Annotated in this window: 18 protein-coding genes; 10 read left to right on the forward strand and 8 right to left on the reverse strand. The window is 44.6% G+C overall.

Annotated features, from left to right (window positions below; translation table 11 throughout):
• Positions 1-56 precede the first annotated feature (56 nt).
• Genes addB through IMZ31_RS04080 form a run of 3 tightly spaced genes read left to right on the forward strand, consistent with a single transcriptional unit; the run spans position 57 to position 7571 of the window.
• Positions 57-3554, forward strand: coding sequence for a helicase-exonuclease AddAB subunit AddB (gene addB / locus IMZ31_RS04070; protein WP_207529330.1), 3498 nt, complete (start codon positions 57-59; stop codon positions 3552-3554).
• Positions 3554-7279, forward strand: a complete 3726-nt coding sequence (addA, locus tag IMZ31_RS04075; protein ID WP_207529331.1) for a helicase-exonuclease AddAB subunit AddA — start codon at positions 3554-3556, stop codon at positions 7277-7279. The genes addB and addA overlap by 1 nt, the downstream gene beginning before the upstream one ends.
• Before the next feature lie 4 nt (positions 7280-7283).
• The gene (locus tag IMZ31_RS04080) at positions 7284-7571 is read left to right on the forward strand and encodes a hypothetical protein (protein WP_036785042.1); all 288 of its coding nucleotides are present in this window, start codon (positions 7284-7286) and stop codon (positions 7569-7571) included.
• Between the two features lie 704 nt (positions 7572-8275).
• On the opposite strand, the gene IMZ31_RS04085 is transcribed toward IMZ31_RS04080, so the two are convergent.
• From IMZ31_RS04085 to IMZ31_RS04110, 6 genes are all read right to left on the reverse strand, one after another.
• Positions 8276-8491: a spore germination protein gene (locus IMZ31_RS04085; RefSeq protein WP_036785040.1), complete on the reverse strand. Its 216-nt coding sequence runs from the start codon at positions 8489-8491 to the stop codon at positions 8276-8278.
• A 54-nt stretch (positions 8492-8545) separates the two neighbouring features.
• The gene (locus IMZ31_RS04090) at positions 8546-8926 is read right to left on the reverse strand and encodes a spore germination protein GerPE (RefSeq protein WP_207529332.1); all 381 of its coding nucleotides are present in this window, start codon (positions 8924-8926) and stop codon (positions 8546-8548) included.
• Complete coding sequence (locus IMZ31_RS04095) at positions 8919-9137, reverse strand: spore gernimation protein GerPD (protein WP_207529333.1); 219 nt, start codon at positions 9135-9137, stop codon at positions 8919-8921. The genes IMZ31_RS04090 and IMZ31_RS04095 overlap by 8 nt, the downstream gene beginning before the upstream one ends.
• On the reverse strand, positions 9118-9723 hold the full coding sequence (gerPC, locus tag IMZ31_RS04100; RefSeq protein WP_242705702.1) for a spore germination protein GerPC: 606 nt from the start codon (positions 9721-9723) through the stop codon (positions 9118-9120). Before gerPC ends, IMZ31_RS04095 begins: the two co-directional genes overlap by 20 nt.
• A 75-nt stretch (positions 9724-9798) precedes the next feature.
• Complete coding sequence (locus tag IMZ31_RS04105; RefSeq protein WP_207529335.1) at positions 9799-10032, reverse strand: spore germination protein GerPB; 234 nt, start codon at positions 10030-10032, stop codon at positions 9799-9801.
• Between the two features lie 12 nt (positions 10033-10044).
• Positions 10045-10272, reverse strand: coding sequence for a spore germination protein (locus IMZ31_RS04110; protein WP_207529336.1), 228 nt, complete (start codon positions 10270-10272; stop codon positions 10045-10047).
• A gap of 129 nt (positions 10273-10401) precedes the next feature.
• Between IMZ31_RS04110 and IMZ31_RS04115 the strand changes: the two genes are divergently transcribed.
• From IMZ31_RS04115 to IMZ31_RS04135, 5 genes are all read left to right on the forward strand, one after another.
• Positions 10402-11559 carry a DUF418 domain-containing protein gene (locus tag IMZ31_RS04115; protein ID WP_242705635.1) on the forward strand — a complete coding sequence of 386 codons (1158 nt, stop codon included), beginning with the start codon at positions 10402-10404 and terminating at the stop codon, positions 11557-11559.
• 6 nt (positions 11560-11565) lie between these two features.
• Positions 11566-12762 (forward strand): DUF2157 domain-containing protein, encoded by a 1197-nt coding sequence (locus IMZ31_RS04120; protein WP_207529338.1) that lies wholly within the window; start codon positions 11566-11568, stop codon positions 12760-12762.
• Positions 12759-13256 carry a GDYXXLXY domain-containing protein gene (locus IMZ31_RS04125; protein WP_207529339.1) on the forward strand — a complete coding sequence of 166 codons (498 nt, stop codon included), beginning with the start codon at positions 12759-12761 and terminating at the stop codon, positions 13254-13256. Before IMZ31_RS04120 ends, IMZ31_RS04125 begins: the two co-directional genes overlap by 4 nt.
• A gap of 69 nt (positions 13257-13325) precedes the next feature.
• Positions 13326-14123 carry an SDR family oxidoreductase gene (locus IMZ31_RS04130; protein ID WP_207529340.1) on the forward strand — a complete coding sequence of 266 codons (798 nt, stop codon included), beginning with the start codon at positions 13326-13328 and terminating at the stop codon, positions 14121-14123.
• A gap of 73 nt (positions 14124-14196) precedes the next feature.
• Positions 14197-14397 carry a PspC domain-containing protein gene (locus IMZ31_RS04135; protein ID WP_207529341.1) on the forward strand — a complete coding sequence of 67 codons (201 nt, stop codon included), beginning with the start codon at positions 14197-14199 and terminating at the stop codon, positions 14395-14397.
• 83 nt (positions 14398-14480) lie between these two features.
• On the opposite strand, the gene IMZ31_RS04140 is transcribed toward IMZ31_RS04135, so the two are convergent.
• Positions 14481-15683: an ornithine--oxo-acid transaminase gene (locus IMZ31_RS04140; RefSeq protein ID WP_207529342.1), complete on the reverse strand. Its 1203-nt coding sequence runs from the start codon at positions 15681-15683 to the stop codon at positions 14481-14483.
• A 152-nt stretch (positions 15684-15835) separates the two neighbouring features.
• Between IMZ31_RS04140 and IMZ31_RS04145 the strand changes: the two genes are divergently transcribed.
• Positions 15836-16222 (forward strand): YisL family protein, encoded by a 387-nt coding sequence (locus IMZ31_RS04145; protein ID WP_207529343.1) that lies wholly within the window; start codon positions 15836-15838, stop codon positions 16220-16222.
• A gap of 400 nt (positions 16223-16622) precedes the next feature.
• Entirely contained in the window at positions 16623-18470 is a 1848-nt protein-coding gene (gene asnB / locus IMZ31_RS04150) for an asparagine synthase (glutamine-hydrolyzing) (RefSeq protein WP_207529344.1), read from the forward strand.
• A gap of 529 nt (positions 18471-18999) precedes the next feature.
• Here the strand turns inward: asnB and IMZ31_RS04155 are convergent.
• Positions 19000-20337, reverse strand: a complete 1338-nt coding sequence (locus IMZ31_RS04155; RefSeq protein WP_207529345.1) for an MATE family efflux transporter — start codon at positions 20335-20337, stop codon at positions 19000-19002.
• Between the last annotated feature and the right edge of the window lie 33 nt (positions 20338-20370).

Here is a 20370-nt window from a genome sequence, read left to right on the forward strand (position 1 = left end):
TCGTAGTCGTACTGTATGCAAAACTCTAAAAAACGTTCATGGAGTGGAGGTAAGGAATGAGTATACGATTTTTATTAGGAAGAGCTGGTGCTGGGAAGAGTACACAGTGTCTTGAAGAAATAAGAGAAAGTTTGAAAGAATCCCCTCAAGGGGCTCCCATTCTTTATATGGTTCCTGATCAGATGACGTTCCAGCAGGAATATGCTCTTTTGAAGCAGGAAGGAATTGAAGGGAGTATTCGTGCACAAGTATTTAGCTTCTCCCGTCTTGCTTGGCGTGTGCTTCAGGAAACAGGTGGGGGAACGAAGAAAATGATTAGCTCTACAGGCGTTCAAATGATGCTTCGTAAAATCACTGAAGAACGAAAATCAGACTGGAATGTGTTTCAAAAGGCGATCGAAAAGCAAGGGTTTATTGAACAACTAGAAACGATGATCACAGAATTTAAGCGGTATCGGATTACGCCTGATTCGTTAAATGAATACATTGGCTCCATGGGAGATTATAAACATCCATACCCTGGTGAAGAGGCTCTGCAGCATAAATTAGAAGACTTATCGTACATATACGAACAGCTTATGATGGCCCTTCGGGAACAATATATTGATAGTGAGGACCAACTTCAGCTTCTTGCTGAGAAGATCGAGGAAGCTGATTCATTAAATGGAGCTGAAATTTATTTAGATGGCTTCCACAGGTTCACGCCTCAAGAACTTGTAGTGTTGCAAGCTCTTATGAAGAAAGCGAAACGTGTAACGATTGCTCTTACGTTAGATCAGCCTCGCTACGGAGAGATTGATGAACTTGATCTCTTCCATCAGACCGCTCACACGTTCCAAGACTTAGAACGTACGGCACAAGAAGTAAATGTTCCGGTTGACGAGGTGAAATATGTTTATGGCGGCGAAGGTCGATTTGAGCGTAGACCGGCGTTTGAACATCTTGAGCATTATTTTACAACGAGACCAGCCCCAGGGTATCAAGATAAGGCTCCGATTACGGTAGCCCAAGCGGTCCATCCTCGTGCTGAAGTTGAAGGGGTCGCCCAGGAAATTATGGAGCTTGTGCGTGATAAGGGGTACCGCTATCAAGATATGGCGGTTTTAATTCGTGAGCCTGACGTCTATCATGATCTCATTCAAACCGTCTTTGAGGATTACCGCATTCCGGTCTTTATCGATGAGAAGCGGACGATGCTAAATCATCCCCTCGTTGAATTGGTAAGGTCAGCCCTTGATGTTATTGAAGGGAACTGGCGCTATGAGGCTATATTTCGCTTATTAAAAACAGACTTCTTCCCTTTAGGCGACAGAGAGCATCCGCTTACTCAGGATGCCATTGATGAACTTGAGAATTATTGCCTCGAGTATGGTGTCAGGACGAAAAAACGCTGGATTAGTGAAGAGCCTTGGAGATTTCAGCGCTTCAGAGGGTTTGATCATTTATCTCAGACGGATGAAGAGAAGAAGAAAGAAGAGCGCATTAATCGCCTTCGCAACCAGGTCGTAAAGATCCTTCTTCCTTTCGATGAACAAATTCGGGAAGCATCTACCGTTAAAGAACGTTCTCAAGTCTTGTTTCAGTGGCTAGAAGAACTGCGGGTACCAAGTACGTTAGATCATTGGCGCGATTGGTATGACGAACGTGGTCAAATTGAGAAGTCCCGCGAACAAGAACAAGTATGGGATGCGGTCATTGGACTATTTGATGAGATGGTTGAGATGATCGGTAACGATAAGATTTCATTACAGCTTTACCGAACAACGATGGAGACGGGGCTCGAATCATTAGATTTCTCCCATGTCCCACCTAGCATGGATCATGTCATTGTCGGAAGCGTAGATCGCTCACGTATTACAGGGATTAAGAGTGCGTTTCTTCTCGGAGTAAATGAAGGCTTGTGGCCGATGAAGCCTCAAGCCGAAGGGATGATTTCAGAACAAGAGCGAGAATTGCTGTCTGAACATGGTGTCCAGCTTGCCGATAGCAGCAAACGTCAGCTTCTTGATGATCATTTTTACGTGTATCTTGCCTTCACGGCAGCTTCTGACTACTTATGGGTAAGTTATCCCCTTAGTAACGAGGAAGGGAAGGCGAAGGTTCCGTCTTCTATGGTAAAACGTATGAAGGAATTATTCCCATATTGTGAAGAGAAATCGCTCCTTGAAGAGGGCGACGATCACGAGGAGACGGAGCGATTCATTACAACTCCTCAGAAAACACGTTCTGTTTTAACGGCACAGCTTTCTCGTTACCTGCGAGGGTATCCGATGAAAGATATTTGGTGGGATGTGCTCGATTGGTTTATCGCTCATGACACCAATTCAATTGATACGAAGCGTGTCCTATTAAGCTTATTCTATAAGAATACACCATCTAACTTAGGACGTAATACAACGGATGACTTGTATCCGAAACAAGTGAAAGCAAGTGTTTCACGTTTAGAGACGTACTATCGATGTTCGTATCAGCATTTTGCGAAATATGGGCTAGGTTTACAAGAACGGTCTGTCTACAAGCTTGATGCACCAGATATTGGACAGTTATTCCACGAAGCTTTGAAACAAATTACCGAGTGGATTCAGGTTGAAGGACGCGAATGGAATAGCATTACGGAAAGTGATACGAACCAGTATGCAAAAAGAGCTGTTCACGAACTTTCACCTATTCTGCAGCATCAGATTCTTTATAGCTCAAATCGTTATCAGTACATTCAACAGAAACTGCAAGACGTAGTGGCGCGTGCCGCATACATGCTAAGTGAACAAGCCAAACAAAGTCAGTTTGCGCCAGTAGGGCTAGAGGTCGGTTTTGGCCCTGAAGATAAGATTCCGCCGATGACGCTCGATCTTGCGAATGGGTTTGAGTTAATGCTAAGAGGACGGATTGACCGAGTGGACCGTGCTCAAGGAGACGAAGGGCTTTTACTTCGAATTATTGATTATAAGTCTAGTGCGAAGGGGCTTGATCTTGTTGAAGTATACTACGGCTTGGCTTTGCAGATGCTCGCGTATTTAGACGTGGTGCTTTCCCATTCAGACACGTGGCTTGGTACACAGGCAACTCCTGCTGGGGTGTTATATTTCCACGTGCATAACCCAATGATTTCAGGCTCTCAGCTTCTTAAAGACACGGAAATTCAAGACGAGCTCTTTAAGAAGTTTAAGATGCAAGGACTTCTTGTAGAAGATGAGCAAATCGTGAAGATGATGGATACGAATTTAGACACTGGAATGAGTAAGATTGTGCCGGCTGGTTTAAAGAAGGCCGGCGGGTTCCGGAAAGGGTCGCAGACGGCAGAAGAAGCAGCATTCAAGCACTTGCAAAGTTATGTACGAGATATGATGAAATCTGCAGGTGAATCGATTACAAACGGAAAAGTCGATTTAAATCCATTCCAGAAGAATCAGCAGGTCGCTTGTACATTCTGTGAATTCCGTTCTGTTTGTCAATTCGACCCGACGCTTGAAGAGAACCAGTACCGAACGATAAAGCCAATGAAGGATGAAGATATATTGCAACAAATTGTGAAGCAAGAGGAGGATGATGAATAATGCCATCCTGGACACCAGAACAAGAACAAGCCATATACACAAGTGGGAAAGACGTTCTCGTATCAGCAGCTGCCGGATCAGGGAAAACCGCTGTTCTCGTTGAACGTATTATTCAGAAACTCTTGAATCAGGATAACCCAACAGACATTGATACCTTGCTTGTTGTGACATTCACCAATGCCGCTGCACAGGAAATGAGAAACCGTGTAGGGGAAGCTCTGGAGAAAGCTCTTGAAGAGAACCCTGGCTCCATGCATTTGAAGAAACAACTTTCACTCTTGCAGCGCGCCTCCATCTCGACGCTTCACTCTTTCTGTTTAGACGTCGTACGCCGTTACGCTTATCAGCTTGATTTAGACCCTCAGTTTCGGATTGCTGATGAAGTAGAGGGAGACCTTATTCGTCAGGAGATCTTAGAGGATCTGTTTGAAGAATGGTACGGGAAAGACGGAGAAGAACGGGATGCTTTCTTTGAAGTGGTCAATCGCTTCTCAGGGGACAGGAGTGACCAGGAAGTTGAATCGCTCATGCTTTCTGTGTATAACTTCGCCATGCAAAATCCGTGGCCAGAGACGTGGATGGAGAAAGTTTCTGCGATGTATCACGTTTCAGAAGATACACCTGAAGAGGATATTGAGTGGCTTAATATTTTAAAACGTGAAGTGAAAAGTCAGCTTACAGCCATGTTTGCTGATTCAGAACAAGCCCTGAACCTGACCCGTGAGCCTGATGGTCCTTATCATTATGCTGAAGCTATTGATGACGACCGGGAGAAAATGCAAAACGCACTAGGTCTCGTGGACATTTCCTGGCACGACCTCCAGCAGTTCATGGAGAATTCAGGTGGATTTAAAGCCCTGTCTCGTAAAAAGGTTGAGTGTTCTGATGAGTTAAAAGATCAGGTGAAGGCACTTCGTGACCGCTACAAGAAACGCTTTACTTCTCTTAAAGAGGATTGGTTTGCTCGTTCTCTTGCTGCTCATTTAGGTGATATGCAGACACTTGCCCCTGTTGTTGACCAGCTTATGGTGCTTGTGAAAGAGTTTCACGAACGTTTCCAAAAGAAGAAGAAAGAGCAAGCACTTGTTGACTTTGCCGACCTTGAACACTACTGCTTACAAGTGTTGATGGATGATGAGTCGACACCTGGGGATATTCAACCTTCAGAAGTAGCGAAGGGGTACCAGTCTCAGTTCACGGAACTGTTAGTAGACGAATATCAGGATACGAACCTTGTTCAAGAAACCATTTTACGAATGGTGACAGATGGGGAGCATGCGGGGAATCTCTTCATGGTAGGAGACGTAAAGCAAAGTATTTATCGCTTCCGTCACGCTGAACCGACGCTGTTCTTACAAAAATATAAAGAATTCGCGGCACAAGACCATCCTTCAGAACGCATTGACTTAGCGCGTAACTTCCGTAGTCGAAAGGAAGTTCTTCACGGGACGAACTATATTTTCCGTCAGCTTCTTGATGAAGAAGTTGGAGAGATGACGTATGACAAAGATGCCGAGCTTATTTATAGCAATACGATTTACGATGAACTGACTTCAACGGATGCTGATGCAGAATTGATGGTCATTGACCGGCAGGCACCTGAAGATCCTTCTGAACTTGAAGCGGGAGAAGAAGGCTTTCAGGATCTTGAAAAAGCTCAAATTGAAGCTCGTGCTTATGCCCAAAAGATTAAACAATGGCTTGGCCACGGCGATGAAGATGCGCTTCAGGTTGTGGATAAAGCGACTGGGATGAAGCGAAGTATCCAATTCCGCGATATCGTGATCCTCATGCGTTCCATGACATGGGCGCCGACCATTGTTGAAGAGCTAAAGCAACAAGGGATCCCAGTTTATGCTGAGTTGTCTTCCGGATATTTTGAAGCGATTGAAATCAAAATCATGATAAGTCTCTTGAAAGTGATCGATAATCCTAGACAAGATATTCCGCTTGCCTCTGTCCTTCGCTCTCCGATTGTTGGATTGAACGAGGATGAGCTTACAAATGTTCGTTTAGCAAAGCGGAAAGCGTCTTATTATGAAGCTCTAAAAGCTTACAAGCGTGTAGGGGATGACGCTAGCTTAATTGAAAAAGTCGAACATTTCCTTATGAGGCTTGAAACGTGGCGGGTACGGGCAAGGCAAGGGTCTTTATCAGAGCTGATTTGGCAAGTTTATAGGGAAACCGGTTACTATGACTTTGTTGGAGGCATTCCGGGCGGACGTCAACGTCAGGCTAACCTTCGTGCTCTCTATGACCGTTCGCGCAGTTATGAAGCTACATCGTTCAGAGGTTTGTTCCGCTTCCTTCGTTTTATTGAACGAATTGAAGAGCGAGGAGAAGACCTCGGTGCAGCGAAAGCTCTTGGTGAGCAAGAGGACGTCGTCCGTATTATGACCATACACAAGAGTAAAGGTCTTGAGTTTCCAGCCGTTCTGCTTGGTGGTATGGATAAACAATTCAACCAACAGGACTTAATGTCGAAATACTTACTCCATAAGGATCATGGTTTCGGAAGTAAGTTTATAGATCCAGAGAAGCGGATCATGTATCCGACGCTTGCCTACCATGCTTTGAAAAAAGAGAAGCAGCGTGAGCTCCTTGCTGAGGAGATGCGCGTGTTGTATGTAGCGTTAACACGTGCGAAGGAAAAGCTCGTTATGATTGGGAACGTGGCTTCTCTTGAGAAGAAGCTTGATAAATGGCGAGAATGGGTCGAACATCCACACTGGGTACTCCCGGCTCATTATAGGTTAGAATCGAAGTCTTATTTAGATTGGGTAGCTCCGGCCCTTATTCGCCATGAGCAAAATGAGGAATTGCGTGGTGCTGGTTCAATCATGCGTGTACCTGAAGCCATTGTGAACGATGAATCCACGTGGCGCGTTAGTTTTCTTCATAGCAGTGCGTATGCGAATCCAAATCGCGTGGAAGAGAAACAAAGTGAAGCACTAGAAGAAGCGATTCGAGAGTGGAAGCAGGTGGATGAAACAAGAGGTGAAGAGGAAGAAGTAAACCGGCGCTTGTCCTTTATTTACCCGCACCAAAATGCGATCCACCATCGTGCAAAGCAGTCGGTGACAGAACTGAAGCGTCAGCGTGAAGTACCTGATGAATATAGTGCCGACTCGTTAATTCGTGAATTCAAGGCACCCATAGTTCAGCGTCCTCGCTTTATGCAGGAAAACCGCTCCTTAACAGCAGCGGAAGCAGGTAGCGCCATGCACACGGTCATGCAGCTCTTGCCGTTTATAAGGAAATTAACAGCCGCTGAAATTGAAGAGTATGTGGAACTTTACGTAGAAAAAGAACACCTCACAAGAGAGGAAGCCGATGCGATTAACGTGGAAGCCATCGAAGCATTCTTTGAAAGCGAAATGGGCGAGATGATTATGAATTCTGCAGAAGTCCATCGCGAAGTGCCGTTTACCTTGACGTTACCCGCTCACGAAGTGTATGCGGACTGGACAGAAGAAACTGATGAGAAAGTATTTGTCCAAGGTGTCATCGATTGTATCATCCCTGGTGAGAACGGGTGGGTCATTCTTGATTATAAAACCGATAAAATTCAAGAAGGGCAAAGTGAAGAGTCGTTAAAAGAGCGCTACAGAACCCAGCTCTCTCTTTATGCAGAAGCATTAAGTCGTATTTGGCAGAGACCCATTACAGCCCAGTACCTGTATTTCTTTGATGCATCGTTGTTAACACGAGTAGACGAGAGGTGATGAAATGGCCCAGCAGGAATCGTGTGAGTTATGTGGACGTGGTCCTATAGAAACAACCGAGCACCACTTAGTACCGAGGCAGTACGGAGGCGCAGAAGGCCCAACCGCTGAATTGTGCAAAGCCTGTCACAAGCAAATTCATGCATTATTCACCAATGCAGAATTAGCTGGATTTTACAACACGATCGAACGCCTACGTGACCATCCTGATATGGAGAAATATATTAAATGGGTAAAGAAACAAGATCCACAAAAGAAAATTACGATTAAGAAAGCCAACCGCAAAAAATAACCAGTAAAACGGCCAAGGAGGAAACTCTTTGGCCGTTTTTTTGCTCAATTTTGTGGCTGGGGCCGTTATGTTATTGAGAGCAAGGGGTGTCTGGGGAACGACTCGCTTTCCACGGGCGAGCTGTCGAGCCTCCTCACTCACTCCGTTCGCTCCGGGGTCTCGTCGACCTCTTTCTCCCGTAGGAGTCTCCCCGTTCCCCAGACACCCCTTATCAGAAGTTGGAGAAACGGCCCCACAGCTGGTGCTTGAGGGAGGGGAGGATTAATCCCCTTGGCGTGTTTCCTTTTCAAAATTAGAGTGAACGGAAACGTGCGATTTGTGGAAGAAGAGAGCTCTCCTGCTATGATTCGCGGTACGTTTATCTTATTTATTTCAGGGTTTGATAGGCACATTCCCTTGTGATTAAGGGGAGGGACGGACGCCCACAAACGCTCTTAAGTTTTTAGCGCCCAAATATGGTGCGTTTCCGTTTCTCCAAATATGGAAAAGGAGGGCCTGGAAACTGCGAGACTCCCGTGGGCAGAAGAGCCTAGGTGAGACCCCGGAGGCCGGCAGAGCCGGCTGAGGAGGCTCACCAGCTCCCCACAGGAAAGCGAGTGGTTTCCAGGCCCTCCTTCCTCTCAATCAAGGTTAACGGAAACGTTCTCCCAGTTTGATTAACAAATAAAGACGAAATTACATCATGTAATTTCGTCTTTACCCATCTAGGTGGCAACTGTTGGCTGGTCAACGCCATCGGGATCAAATGGGTTCGTTGAGCTAATGCCGTTGTTTGTATTGATGAAGTCACCCGTGTTGGCACTTCCTGAACCAGTATTTGATTTTGAGGAGCTTTTTGGAGAAATGTAGAATGAATCTCCAAAGTTAATAACGCCTCCGCCTACGCTGTTAATCTTTATAGGTCCGACAATGGATGGCATGATGATCACCTTCCTTATAAGAAGTCTCTCTTCATAGGGTATGCACCCTATGCCTTATTGTTCGTCATCTTCTTCTTTTAAAATACGGAAATGTTTAATGCGGACTTCGGATTCAATGTGATCGAGGTTACCGATTTGAAAGACGGATGCAGAAGACACCCCTTCAATATGAATGGAGTCTACGTGGATATAGGGATCGCACGGTACTCTTGTTTGATCGATCATAAGTTGACGATCAAAGCCGGGTAGTTGGGCTGAATAGATGGGAAAGTCGCTGAATGGGAAGTCTCGATCTGTGAATAAGGCGCCTTCCTTTTGAACAGCTAAGGCCCTGGAGCGAGGTGTTGCTTCTTCTGCATCCCCAATTTCAAAAATGGAACTAAGCGTAAGTGAGTTGATTTTTACTTGATTCACACACGAAGTACGTTTATACATCTTTTTCTCTCTTGTCTTTCTTACGCTTTCGTTCTGTGAGGGGGACAAGAGGTCCGACGATTACAGATTCAGGTGGTGTGTCAAAGATAGACGAGAGGGCAATCGATTCATTGTCCCCAATTAAAAAAACAGAAGATGAGGAAACACCTTGGACTCTGATGTTCCCCACATTTAGTCCGCAGTTATGCACTTCAAACTTCACCCGGTTCATCTCCTTTGTGGCTTTGGTTTTGGATGAAATGATGGAGGGATTCATAGATTTCTTGTTTGACCTGTTGGGAAATAGATTGGATCTTTGCGTCGTCCATCATCCCGTTCGACGCATTTGCTTGCTCAAGGTAATGGGAGACGCGGTCATCAAGTTGTTTTTGTATATCTTGCAGAATGAATTGCTGGTATGTTGAATCATAATGACGTCCGTATTGTCCTGCAATTTGTTGAAGATCGCGTGGTCCTTGATTGGTTAGGTAATTTTGTAAATCATTAATAATCTTATCTTTAACGGCCTGACTGCCGCTTAATTTTGGAGGAAACGGCTTTTCTTCTATAGCGAGGTCTTCAATACCAAAGTCTTTTCCGTTCTGGGGGGTTAAGCCAATATTAAGCGTCCCTTCCAGGGTTTCGATCTTTAGTTGATCAAAGTTGTATTCGATTTTTTCGATATTGGTCGATGGGCGCTGGTTTTCTTCTGCCTTCTTCTCAAGCTCTCCAACTCGCCTCTCTAACTCCTTCATTTTCTCTGTCTGCGATTCAACAAGCTTGTGAAGTTTCTCTAAATACTGGGTCCATGAATCCATATACTGCACTTGATCTCCCCCTTTCTAGGCATTTACCTAGAATACTCTATGCATCATTCTGGGAAAGTGTGAAGGTTAGGATATCGATAGAGGAACAAGGGGGGCTCCTTCTTCTCCTCCTGTACCTCCTGTTGGTTCTTCTCCAACCGGCTCAGCTTCCTCAGCAGGTTCAGTATAACCGCCTGTATTGTAAAGGCTAGAGCGCGCCTGGATAACGCCTGCACTACCAATTTGAAAAACTGAGGAGTTAGATACAGATCCCACTTTTAAAAAGTGAATATTAATAGACTGATGGATCGTGTAATTCATAGCCGTTCCTCCTTATTGTTCAATGTCGTCGATTGTAGATTGGTCAACCACATCTTGATCATAAACCGTTGTAGTGGATTCAGATAAATCAATATGAATGCCATCACCTGTGTTAAAGGATCCACCCCCAGCAAAGGTTTTCGCGGAACTCTGGGGAGCCATGGCGTAGACATCGCCGATATTAAATATCGCAGAGCCTGAAATGTTTACTACCTTAACGGCTCCCACCTGAGCTGGCATAGGCATACCTCCTTTATGATTAGTTTATGAGAGAGGAGAGAGAACGTGTTAATCGTCTAAAAAGAATTGCTTCTACCGGCGAGGTTAACGTAAAGTTAAGGTACATTGATGATTAGGAGGTGGGAATTCGTGAAGGGTGAGCGATTGCCGTGGATTGATGCGGCAAGAGGATTAGCGATATTCGGAATTTTTATGGTAAACATGCCTTCATTTAACGCTCCATACTTTATGTTTGGTGGGGAAGAGGCTTGGACAGGCCAGCTGAACGAGGTTGTTCAGTCGGGTGTTGATATGTTCTTCCAGGCAAGCTTTTATACGCTTTTTTCGTTCTTATTTGGATTTGGTTTGTATATGATGAAGGAAAGCTTAGAAGGTAAGGGTCTTCACTATTCAAGAGTGCTTACACGTAGGTTGAGTGTCTTAATTGTGTTTGGTCTTATTCATGGGATCTTGATCTGGTATGGTGATATTTTATTAACATACGGTGTGTTGGGATTCTTGCTTCTTCCAATGCTGAAATGGTCTGTTAAAGTAATGAGTTGGTTGGCGCTTGCGATCTTGTTGGTATTCACGACGTATGTCACTTTTGGGTATTACAGTTTTCGCGATCAGCTTGGGCAGGCGAATCAGTTTCTTATTGATAAAGCATTTGCTGCTTATCAGTCAGAAAGTTTGCTTTCGATTTGGTCAGAAAACTGGGAAACATGGCAACTCGTATACGCTTCTGTGTACCAGTGGGTATTTTTGGCGGCATCAATATGGCCTGTGATGGTACTTGGTGTCATTGCTGCTAAGAAGCGATGGCTGCACGAACCCATAACGCATGAGAAAACGCTCAAGCAAATAGGGGGAATAAGTTTCATTCTATTTGTCGTTTTTAAAATCGGACCATACTTGTATGGGAATCCTGAGTGGTTTAGTACTGCGCAGGATAATATTGGCGGAACAGCTTCAGCAATCTTTTACATGACGATGACAACGCTCCTTTGGAACAAAAAAGAAAAACTTTTAATCCCGTTTCAATATGTTGGGAAACTTTCACTAAGTAATTATATCTTCCAATCTGTATTATGTTTCCTACTCTTTTACGGTGTAGGTTTAGGATTGTATGGTGATGTTTCTCCCGTGTGGAACGTGGTTCTTGTCGTCGTCATTTACACACTTCAAGTCTTTGGAAGCTTCCTTTGGTTGAAGGTCTTTCGGTACGGGTTATTGGAGTGGATCTGGCGAGCTTTTACATACAGACAGATCCAACCTCTTAAACGATCTAAAGAAAAGATGAGGTGAGGGTGTGTGAAACGATCTTGGTTGGAGAAAGAAGCAGCATCCTGGGTAGAAGAAGGAATCATATCTAGAGAGCAATATGAACAAATCATCAAAAGGTATCCAAACAGGAACTCAAGGGGATTGCTAACGATTTTTGGTGGTTTGTTTATTGGATTAGGGTTCCTGACTTTTGTTGCTTCAAACTGGTCTTTCTTGCCAAACATCTTAAAGATGGCGATTTTGATTGTGTCACTCCTTGGCTTTTACTTCTTCGGAGAACGCGCTTATCAAAAAGGAGCTAGAACGCTAGGTACATCATTTTATGCCATAGGAGTTCTGAATTTCGGGGCATCAATGATTTTGACCGGACAAATGTATCATTACATGGCCTATAGTGCGACGACCTTTTTCTTATGGGGAGTGGCTGGTCTATTGGTGTACGGTGCTAGAAGGGAACAGCCTCTCCTATATTTAACCTTTGCGATCTTAACGGTGGGGCAAATGTATAGTTGGATGACATACGGAGAAGCCCATTTAGGGATCTTTCTTTTATTCGTGATTGGCGGAGGCTTTGAGCTAATTCGATTGCGTCGTGACTTCCTGGCATTGTTATATGGGTTTGGGTATGTTCTTCAGTCCCTTGTCCTTGTTTTTGCGGGTGGCCATGACTATGTTTGGTTGCTTTTCCTATGGTTACTCCTTTATGTTGCGTCTAATCTCTCATTCCTTCGTTTCACTTCATTGCAAATCACAAGTATCGGTGTTGCCTTTTTATTAAAAGCCATTGAGGTCTTTCTGCTCGATTTATGGGTGATGGAAAGACTGGACATAAATATGATGTTTCTCATTTCCCATATTGTATTAGTAGGACTACTCGTTTTATTAGTGAAAGACCGTGTTATTGGTGTTCTGAATCTCTTGCTGTTTCTTCCGATCGTGTATCTAGGAGGGAATTCAGGGGTGATCGCGTTAATCCTATTATATGTATTGTCGATTGGATATCTAATCATTGGCACGAAGCGGGAAGCGTTTAGTCTGGTCAATTTGGGAACAGGTGCTTTTCTAGTTAGCACCTTAATTGCATATGTCCAGTTAGCTTGGGATTTCCTTAACAAATCGGTCTTTTTCTTCATTGGAGGCGTTCTTCTGTTTGGACTAAGTTATGTGTTAAACCGGGAACGTCGCCGTTTATCTGGGAATGAAAAAGGGGGCGGAGGTAGGTGAAGCGTTGGTTATTTCCATTGATCGTAAGTCTACAAGTCTTGTATCTAGTTGGGTTGGCCGGGGCGTACTATGCAATGGATCTGTTTGGAGATACGATTGAGTTAAAAACCGCTCCTGTTGATCCGCGTGACCTCTTTTACGGAGATTATGTAGTAGTGAACTATGAAATCTCTACAATTTCAGAACAAAAATGGATCGGGGATGAACCTCAGTACAACGAGAAGGTGTATGTAAAGTTGAGGAAAGACGGAGATGTTTATAGAGCACAAGCCGTGTCGCATCAGGCATTACGTACAGAAAATGGTGAAGTTTTAATCACGGGCCAATATAAAGGTGGCAATGGAGGGGAGCTTCGTATTCGCTACGGAATTGAGCGTTTTTATGTTGAAGAGAATACGGGTGAAGCTTTCGAAGGGAACGAGTCTGAACGAATTGCCAAAGTTGCGGTTGCTCCTTGGGGGCAGAAGAAAATTGTAAGCTTGAGTAATCCGTAAACGTTCCTTTTGGAAAAACGTCCCTCTTTTTCAGTACAATAAAGGTAATAGTATGAAGGAGGGGTTTTGGTGAACTTAGGGTTAAAAGGAAAGCGGGTCGTTTTATTAGCATCAAGTAAAGGGATTGGGAAAGCGATCGCAACGGAATTTGTACGTGAAGGAGCTAAAGTACTGATTTCTAGTCGCAATGCTGAGCATCTTCTGCAGGCAGCTGAGGAGATTCACCAGGAAGCAGGCACATCAGGCATCGCTCCACACACTGAAGTGTGTGACATTACAGATTCAGCAAGTCTTGAAGCTTTATTTGAATCGGCTATAGATAAGCTTGGAGGGGTGGATATTCTTGTGAATAATGCAGGGGGACCTCCCGCAGGAAGTTTTATGGACATGTCTGATGAGGATTGGCAAAAAGCATTTGAGCTGAATTTATTAAGCTTTATTCGTGCGAGCCGTTTAGCCATTCCTCATATGAAAGATGCAGGGGGAGGACGGATCTTAAACATCGCTTCTTCCTCCATTAAACAGCCAATCGATGGATTGATATTGTCCAATACGTTCCGAACAGGGATTGTTGGATTAGCGAAATCAATGGCTAATGAGTTCGCCGGAGAAGACATCCTTGTGAATACGCTTGGACCAGGCCGTATTGAAACAGAGCGTGTTGAGGAACTGGATGAGAAAGTGGCAACAAAACGAGGGCTTTCTGTTCAGGAAGTAAAGGCCGAGATGGAAACCAGGATCCCTGCAGGACGGTACGGGACGCCTGAGGAATTTGCGCGCACAGCTGTTTTCTTAGCTTCTTTTGCCAATACGTATGTAACAGGGCAAGCATTTGTTGTGGACGGGGGATACGTGAAGGCGTTGTGATATTGTAAAAAGTTGAAGCATCGTAGTACCCTGATTCGTAGTATGGGTATAGAATCATACAGGAGGAACGCTTATGAAAAAACTTTATCGTTCCACGCAAGATGAACAAATATCAGGTGTTCTCGGTGGATTAAGCGAACTTTATAATATTGACGTAAGCCTTTTGCGAATCCTGGCGGTGATATTATGTTTCGTTACAAGCGGATTCGTGTTGTTGCTTTATATAGTCGCAGCAAGCGTTATGCCAACTGATGAAGAGATCAAGAAACTTTAATAATGGATAAAAAAGAGCGCTCGGTGCATTAGACCGAGCGCTCCTTTTGGTTTTAGGCTATACGTACGTTGCTAAGCGGTCGCTTACGCTTTTGGTGACAATACATCTTTAATCTGCTGAATAGCCCAGTCCAGGTCCTCTTTATCAATTACAAGAGGGGGAGCGAAGCGGATGACGCTTTCGTGGGTTTCTTTACAAAGAAGCCCTTTTGCTTTCAGTTCTTCGCAATATTTACGAGCAGGTTCGGTCATTTCAACGCCGATGAAGAGCCCTTTTCCGCGCACTTCTTTAATCTTAGGATTGTCGATGGAACGAAGCTCACTCATCATATATTCGCCAAGTTCAAGCGAACGGCTGGCCAATTTTTCTTCTTCTAATACTTCAAGAGCTGCAACGGATACAGCACATGCTAGTGGGTTGCCTCCAAATGTTGAACCGTGTGAACCAGGGTTAAATACGCCAAGCACATCTTTGTTCGCAACGATACAAGAGATTGGGAAGACACCCCCGCCAAGTGCTTTACCAAGGATAAACATGTCAGGAGAAACGTTTTCCCAATCACACGCAAACATTTTACCTGTACGTCCAAGTCCAGCTTGAATTTCGTCGGCAATATAAAGAACGTTGTTTTCTTTACAAATATCATAAGCTTCTTTTAAGAACCCTTCTGGAGGAATGACGATACCGGCTTCTCCTTGAATAGGTTCAAATAAGAAAGCGGCAGTGTTCTCAGTGATTGCTTCACGTAATGCCTCTGCATCACCGTAAGGCACTACTTTAATACCTGGTAACATTGGTCCGAACCCGCGTTTATATTCTGTTTCAGAAGATAAGGAAACCGCTGTCATCGTACGGCCATGGAAGTTCCCTACACACGCAATGATCTCAGCCTGGTCTTCGGCCACGCCTTTTACATCATAAGCCCAACGGCGTGCAGCTTTAATAGCCGTCTCAACAGCTTCTGCTCCTGTATTCATAGGAAGAGCCATCTCTTTATTGGTTAGTTTACAAATCTTTTCATACCAAGGACCAAGCTGGTCATTGTGAAAAGCACGAGAAGTAAGAGTTACTCGGGATGCCTGCTCAGTTAGCGCATCAATGATTTTTGGGTGACGGTGGCCCTGGTTAACCGCTGAATAAGCACTTAACATATCCATGTAACGATTACCCTCAGGATCTTCTACCCATACACCGTCTGCTTTAGCGATGACGATTGGAAGCGGGTGATAGTTCTTTGCCCCATATTCCTGTGTTTGTTCAATAATTTGTTCACTTGTATGTGTCATTGTATCCCTCCATCATTTAAAGAATCTATGAATAGTATAACAGCTTTTCAGAATTTTTTGTTATATAGGCCGATAAAGAGTAAACATTCGCAGTTCTTATGTTTTTTTGGTATGATATCGGTGGTAAGTTGTATGTAAAGGAGGGAAAAAGTATGGATGGACAAACGCACTTACATATTACGTCATGGGTGTTAGCGCTAATTCTGCTTGGCCTGACGGTATGGTTTGATCGATTAGGAAAGCCAAAGGTCGGTAAAGTCTTTCACATGATTCTACGTCTGGATTACTTATTAATCTTGTACTCTGGTGGTAGCCTTATAGCAGTGTACTTCGCAAACGGTGGAGGCGCCATTCTAGGAGAAGCGATTGTGAAAAGTTTAGCTGGCTTATGGGTAATCTTCGCAATGGAAATGATCGCCGTCCGCGCCAAAAAACGCGTATCCGCAAAAAGCGCCTGGATCCAATTTTTCATCGCCATCATTATCGCACTAGTACTAGGATTTGGCCGTCTACCAATGGGAATTTTACCTTTAAACTAATCATCTAATCACGAATGTAAAAGCGTTGAATTGTAAACCAATTCAACGCTTTTTCTGTGTATTTGTATGATGGGGTAAATGGTCTTCTCTTTCACTTCAGCAAATCCTAATAATACGGCGACGTTTTTGTTTAACCCTTTTACGGCGAAGGTGGTCTTTTGAAAATGCGAGACTCCCGCGGAAAGACGTGCTTCAGAGATCCCGCAGGGAGTGAAGCGACTGAGGAAGCTCTGGAGTTCGTCCGCAGGAAAGCGAGTGTTTTCAAAGGACCACCTTTCTCTTTCAAAGCAAACAAAATCGTCATACTTTATTGATAAAATCACATCTTTTTCATCTGGGCATATGTTAGGGAAGGAAGACAATTGAATCGCAAGCTCTAGCATAGAAAGGATGAGTGTAGATGTGTGGCATTAGTGGATGGGTTGATTATAAAAAGGATCTGACGCAGCACGAACGCACCGTTGAAAAAATGGCGAAAACACTTCACTACCGCGGTCCTGATGAATCCAATGCCTGGATTAAGCCTCACGTTGCATTTGGTCATCAGCGCTTAATCGTCGTGGATCCTGAGGGTGGCAGACAGCCGATGACCTTTCAGAATGGTTCCCATGCGTATACCATTTGTTACAACGGAGAGTTATACAATACAGAAGATGTAAGGAAAGAGCTAGCCAGTCTCGGCTGGAGCTTTCAGTCTCATTCTGATACAGAAGTCTTACTTAAGAGTTATATGCAGTGGAAAGAAGCGTGTGTGGATCGGTTAAATGGAATCTTTGCTTTTGGAATCTGGGACGGTGAAAGAGAAGCGCTCTTTATCGCTCGCGACCGTTTAGGAGTGAAGCCATTCTTTTACACCGAGAACGCAGGGGGACTCGTATTTGCTTCAGAGTTAAAAGCACTCCTTGCTCATCCGGATATTGATCCTGTTCTTGGTGAAGAAGGGCTGAGTGAAATTCTGGCGCTCGGGCCATCTCGTACTCCCGGTCACGGTGTTTTCAAAGGGGTAAAAGAACTTCGGCCAGGGCATGTAGGAGTCTACAGTCGTAATGGACTCAAGATCACCCGGTATTGGAACGTAGAGAGTCATGAACATACGGATTCAGTAGAGAAAACGGCCGCAACCATTCGGGAATTGTTTGAAGATGCCGTCACTCGTCAGCTCGTATCTGACGTGCCGGTCGGAACGTTTTTATCAGGTGGCGTAGATTCAAGTGCGATTACAGCCATTGCCGCGAACCATATGAAAGCAGAGGGGAAAGATCCACTTCAAACATTCTCGATCGATTTTGACGGGAATCAGAAGTATTTTAAAGCAAATACGTTCCAACCGAATAGCGACGGGGATTTTATTCAATTGATGTCAGACACGTTCGGCACGAAGCATTCATCTTCTGTAATGAATAATGATGTATTGGCAGGGCTTTTAAAAGAAGCCGTCAATATGCGTGATCTCCCAGGTATGGCTGATGTGGATTCTTCGTTATTATGGTTCTGCCGTGAGATTAAAAAGGATGTAACCGTGGCGCTATCTGGAGAATGTGCAGACGAAATATTCGGCGGGTACCCTTGGTTTTATCGTCAGGAAGACTTGTCTCGAGAAGGGTTTCCTTGGATTCGCTCTTCTGGTGTGCGCAATGAACTTCTAACAGATGAGTGGAGTCAAAAGCTTGACTTGCATGGGTACATGATGGGGCGCTATCAGGATACGATCGCAGAGACGCCAACGTTTAGCGGCGACTCTAAAGAAGAAGCAAAGCGACGCCAACTCTTTTATTTAAATCAGCTCTGGTTTATGACAACGTTACTGGATCGTAAGGATCGCATGAGTATGGGAGCCAGTCTTGAAGTTCGTGTTCCATTTAGTGATCATCGCTTGGTCGAGTATGTGTGGAATGTGCCGTGGGAAATGAAGCGATACGGGGACAGAGAGAAGGGGATCTTGCGGAAAGCGTTAGAAGGATTGTTGCCTGATGACGTCTTGTACCGGAAGAAGAGTCCATATCCAAAGACGCACAATCCTGTTTACACAAGAGCTGTAGTCAGCTGGCTTGGAGAAATTTTAGATGATCCCAATGCACCACTCTTTAACCTCTTTAAGAAAGAAAGAATTAAAGAACTCGTCGACAGCGAAGGAAAAGCCATTGATACACCATGGTTTGGTCAGCTGATGACAGGACCACAGCTACTCGCACACCTTGGTCAGATTAACCACTGGCTTAAAGCCTACAACGTTAAGATCGACGCTTAAATTGCACTTTAGCGCTGTAAAGAAAAGCAGGGTGCCAGACACCCTTTGGTGCGGTAGAGCGTAAAAGAAGCTACTCCAGATAGTTGGTGTAGCTTCTTTGTGTTTCTTATAGGCTTATGCCTGCCGGGCCTACACGGGGGCATTTTCGCTTTTGTTATCATCCAGCTGCAATGCCCCAGGCCCTCGGGACATAAGCGGTTGATCTGCATGAAGGAAGGGCACTTCATTCCGATCCCCCGCTTATGCCTGCCGGGCCTAAGCGGGGCATTTCCGCTTTTGTTATCATCCAGCTGCAATGCCCCAGGCCCTCGGGACATAAGCGGTTGATCTGCATGAAGGAAGGGCACTTCATTCCGATCCCCCGCTTATGCCTGCCGGGCCTAAGCGGGGCATTTCCGCTTTTGTTATCATCCAGCTGCAATGCCCCAGGCCCTCGGGACATAAGCGGTTGATCTGCATGAAGGAAGGGCACTTCATTCCGATCCCCCGCTTATGCCTGCCGGGCCTACCCGGGGCATTTCCGCTTTTGTTATACAAAAGCTTTTTGTCTCCATTTTCTCTTATACCAACGCCTTGTCATAAGGAGGCCGCGGAGCCATTCGTCGGTTATGAAGCCGATCCATATTCCTGCGAGGCCCATGTTTAAGTACAATCCGAAGAACCAGCCGAATGTTACGCTAATGCCCCACATGGATAAAATTCCGACGAAGACTGGGAATTGTACATCACCTGCTGCTCGTAGGGAGCTGATGACAGTGAGATTGATAGCTCGACCAGGTTCTAAAAGGATTGTGAGTAAAAGTAAGAGTGATCCTTGTTCAATAATAGAATCGTTGGATGTGAAAATGCTAAGTAAAGAATCGCTAAAGAAATAGACAACAATCGACATTCCTACGGATATCATAATAGCTAGTTTGGCGCTTCTGAATCCTTGTGTATACGCCTCATCTAGTCTTTTGGCTCCAATGTGATGACCTATTAAAATTTGAGTGCCTTGCCCAATAGCAATGGCGGCGAGAAATATAAACATCATAATATTTTGAGCATATACTTTCGTTGTAATAGCTGTTGTCCCCATCTGAGCAATAAAATAGGTGATGGCTATTTGACTGGCATTGTAAGAAAGCTGTTCTCCTGCAGAAGGGACACCGATACGGAGAAGTCCAAGGACATGCTTCTTCTGGTATCGGAAAAACGAAATCATCGGGAGCTCACCGTTGCTTCGTTTAATCAGCAACCCTAGTAAAACAAGGAAACCAATAAAGCGGCTAAACGCAGTAGAATAAGCAACTCCTTCAACACCAAGGACCGGAAATCCAAGCGGACCGAAAATGACAAAATAGTTACCGATTACATTTATAATGTTCATTCCGATCGTGACGTACATGGCATCTTTTGTGAAACCATAGTTTCTAAGCACTGCTCCTGTTGTCATAATGAGCGCCTGTACAAAAATCAAGCCACCGACAATGGTTAGGTAGAGATTAGCCTCATCCATAAGTTCAGGAGGGAGATCCATAAGCTTGAGAATCGGTTCAGAGAACACGTACAAGCTAACACTCATCATTAAGGAAAACCACAAGTTTAAGCTTAAGGAACTGATTGCAATGGAGCCTGCTTCTTCTTCCTTCTCGGCTCCTAGGTGTTGGGCAACTAAAATGCCGGCTCCTGTGGCAACAAAACCAAACATCACGACAACGACAGAAAGAATTTGGTTTGAGACTCCAACTGCAGCAACAGAGTGATCAGAATATTGACTGAGCATAAGCGTATCCGCATTCCCCATTAACATGTGCAGCATGATTTCAATAAAGATTGGCCATGTTAAGGAGAAAAGTGTCATTTTGGTTTTAGATTGTGCTTTCATGATTGGTGCTCCTCATAAGCAGAAGGAAAGAGG

It is taken from the genome of Pontibacillus sp. ALD_SL1, from assembly GCF_017355605.1.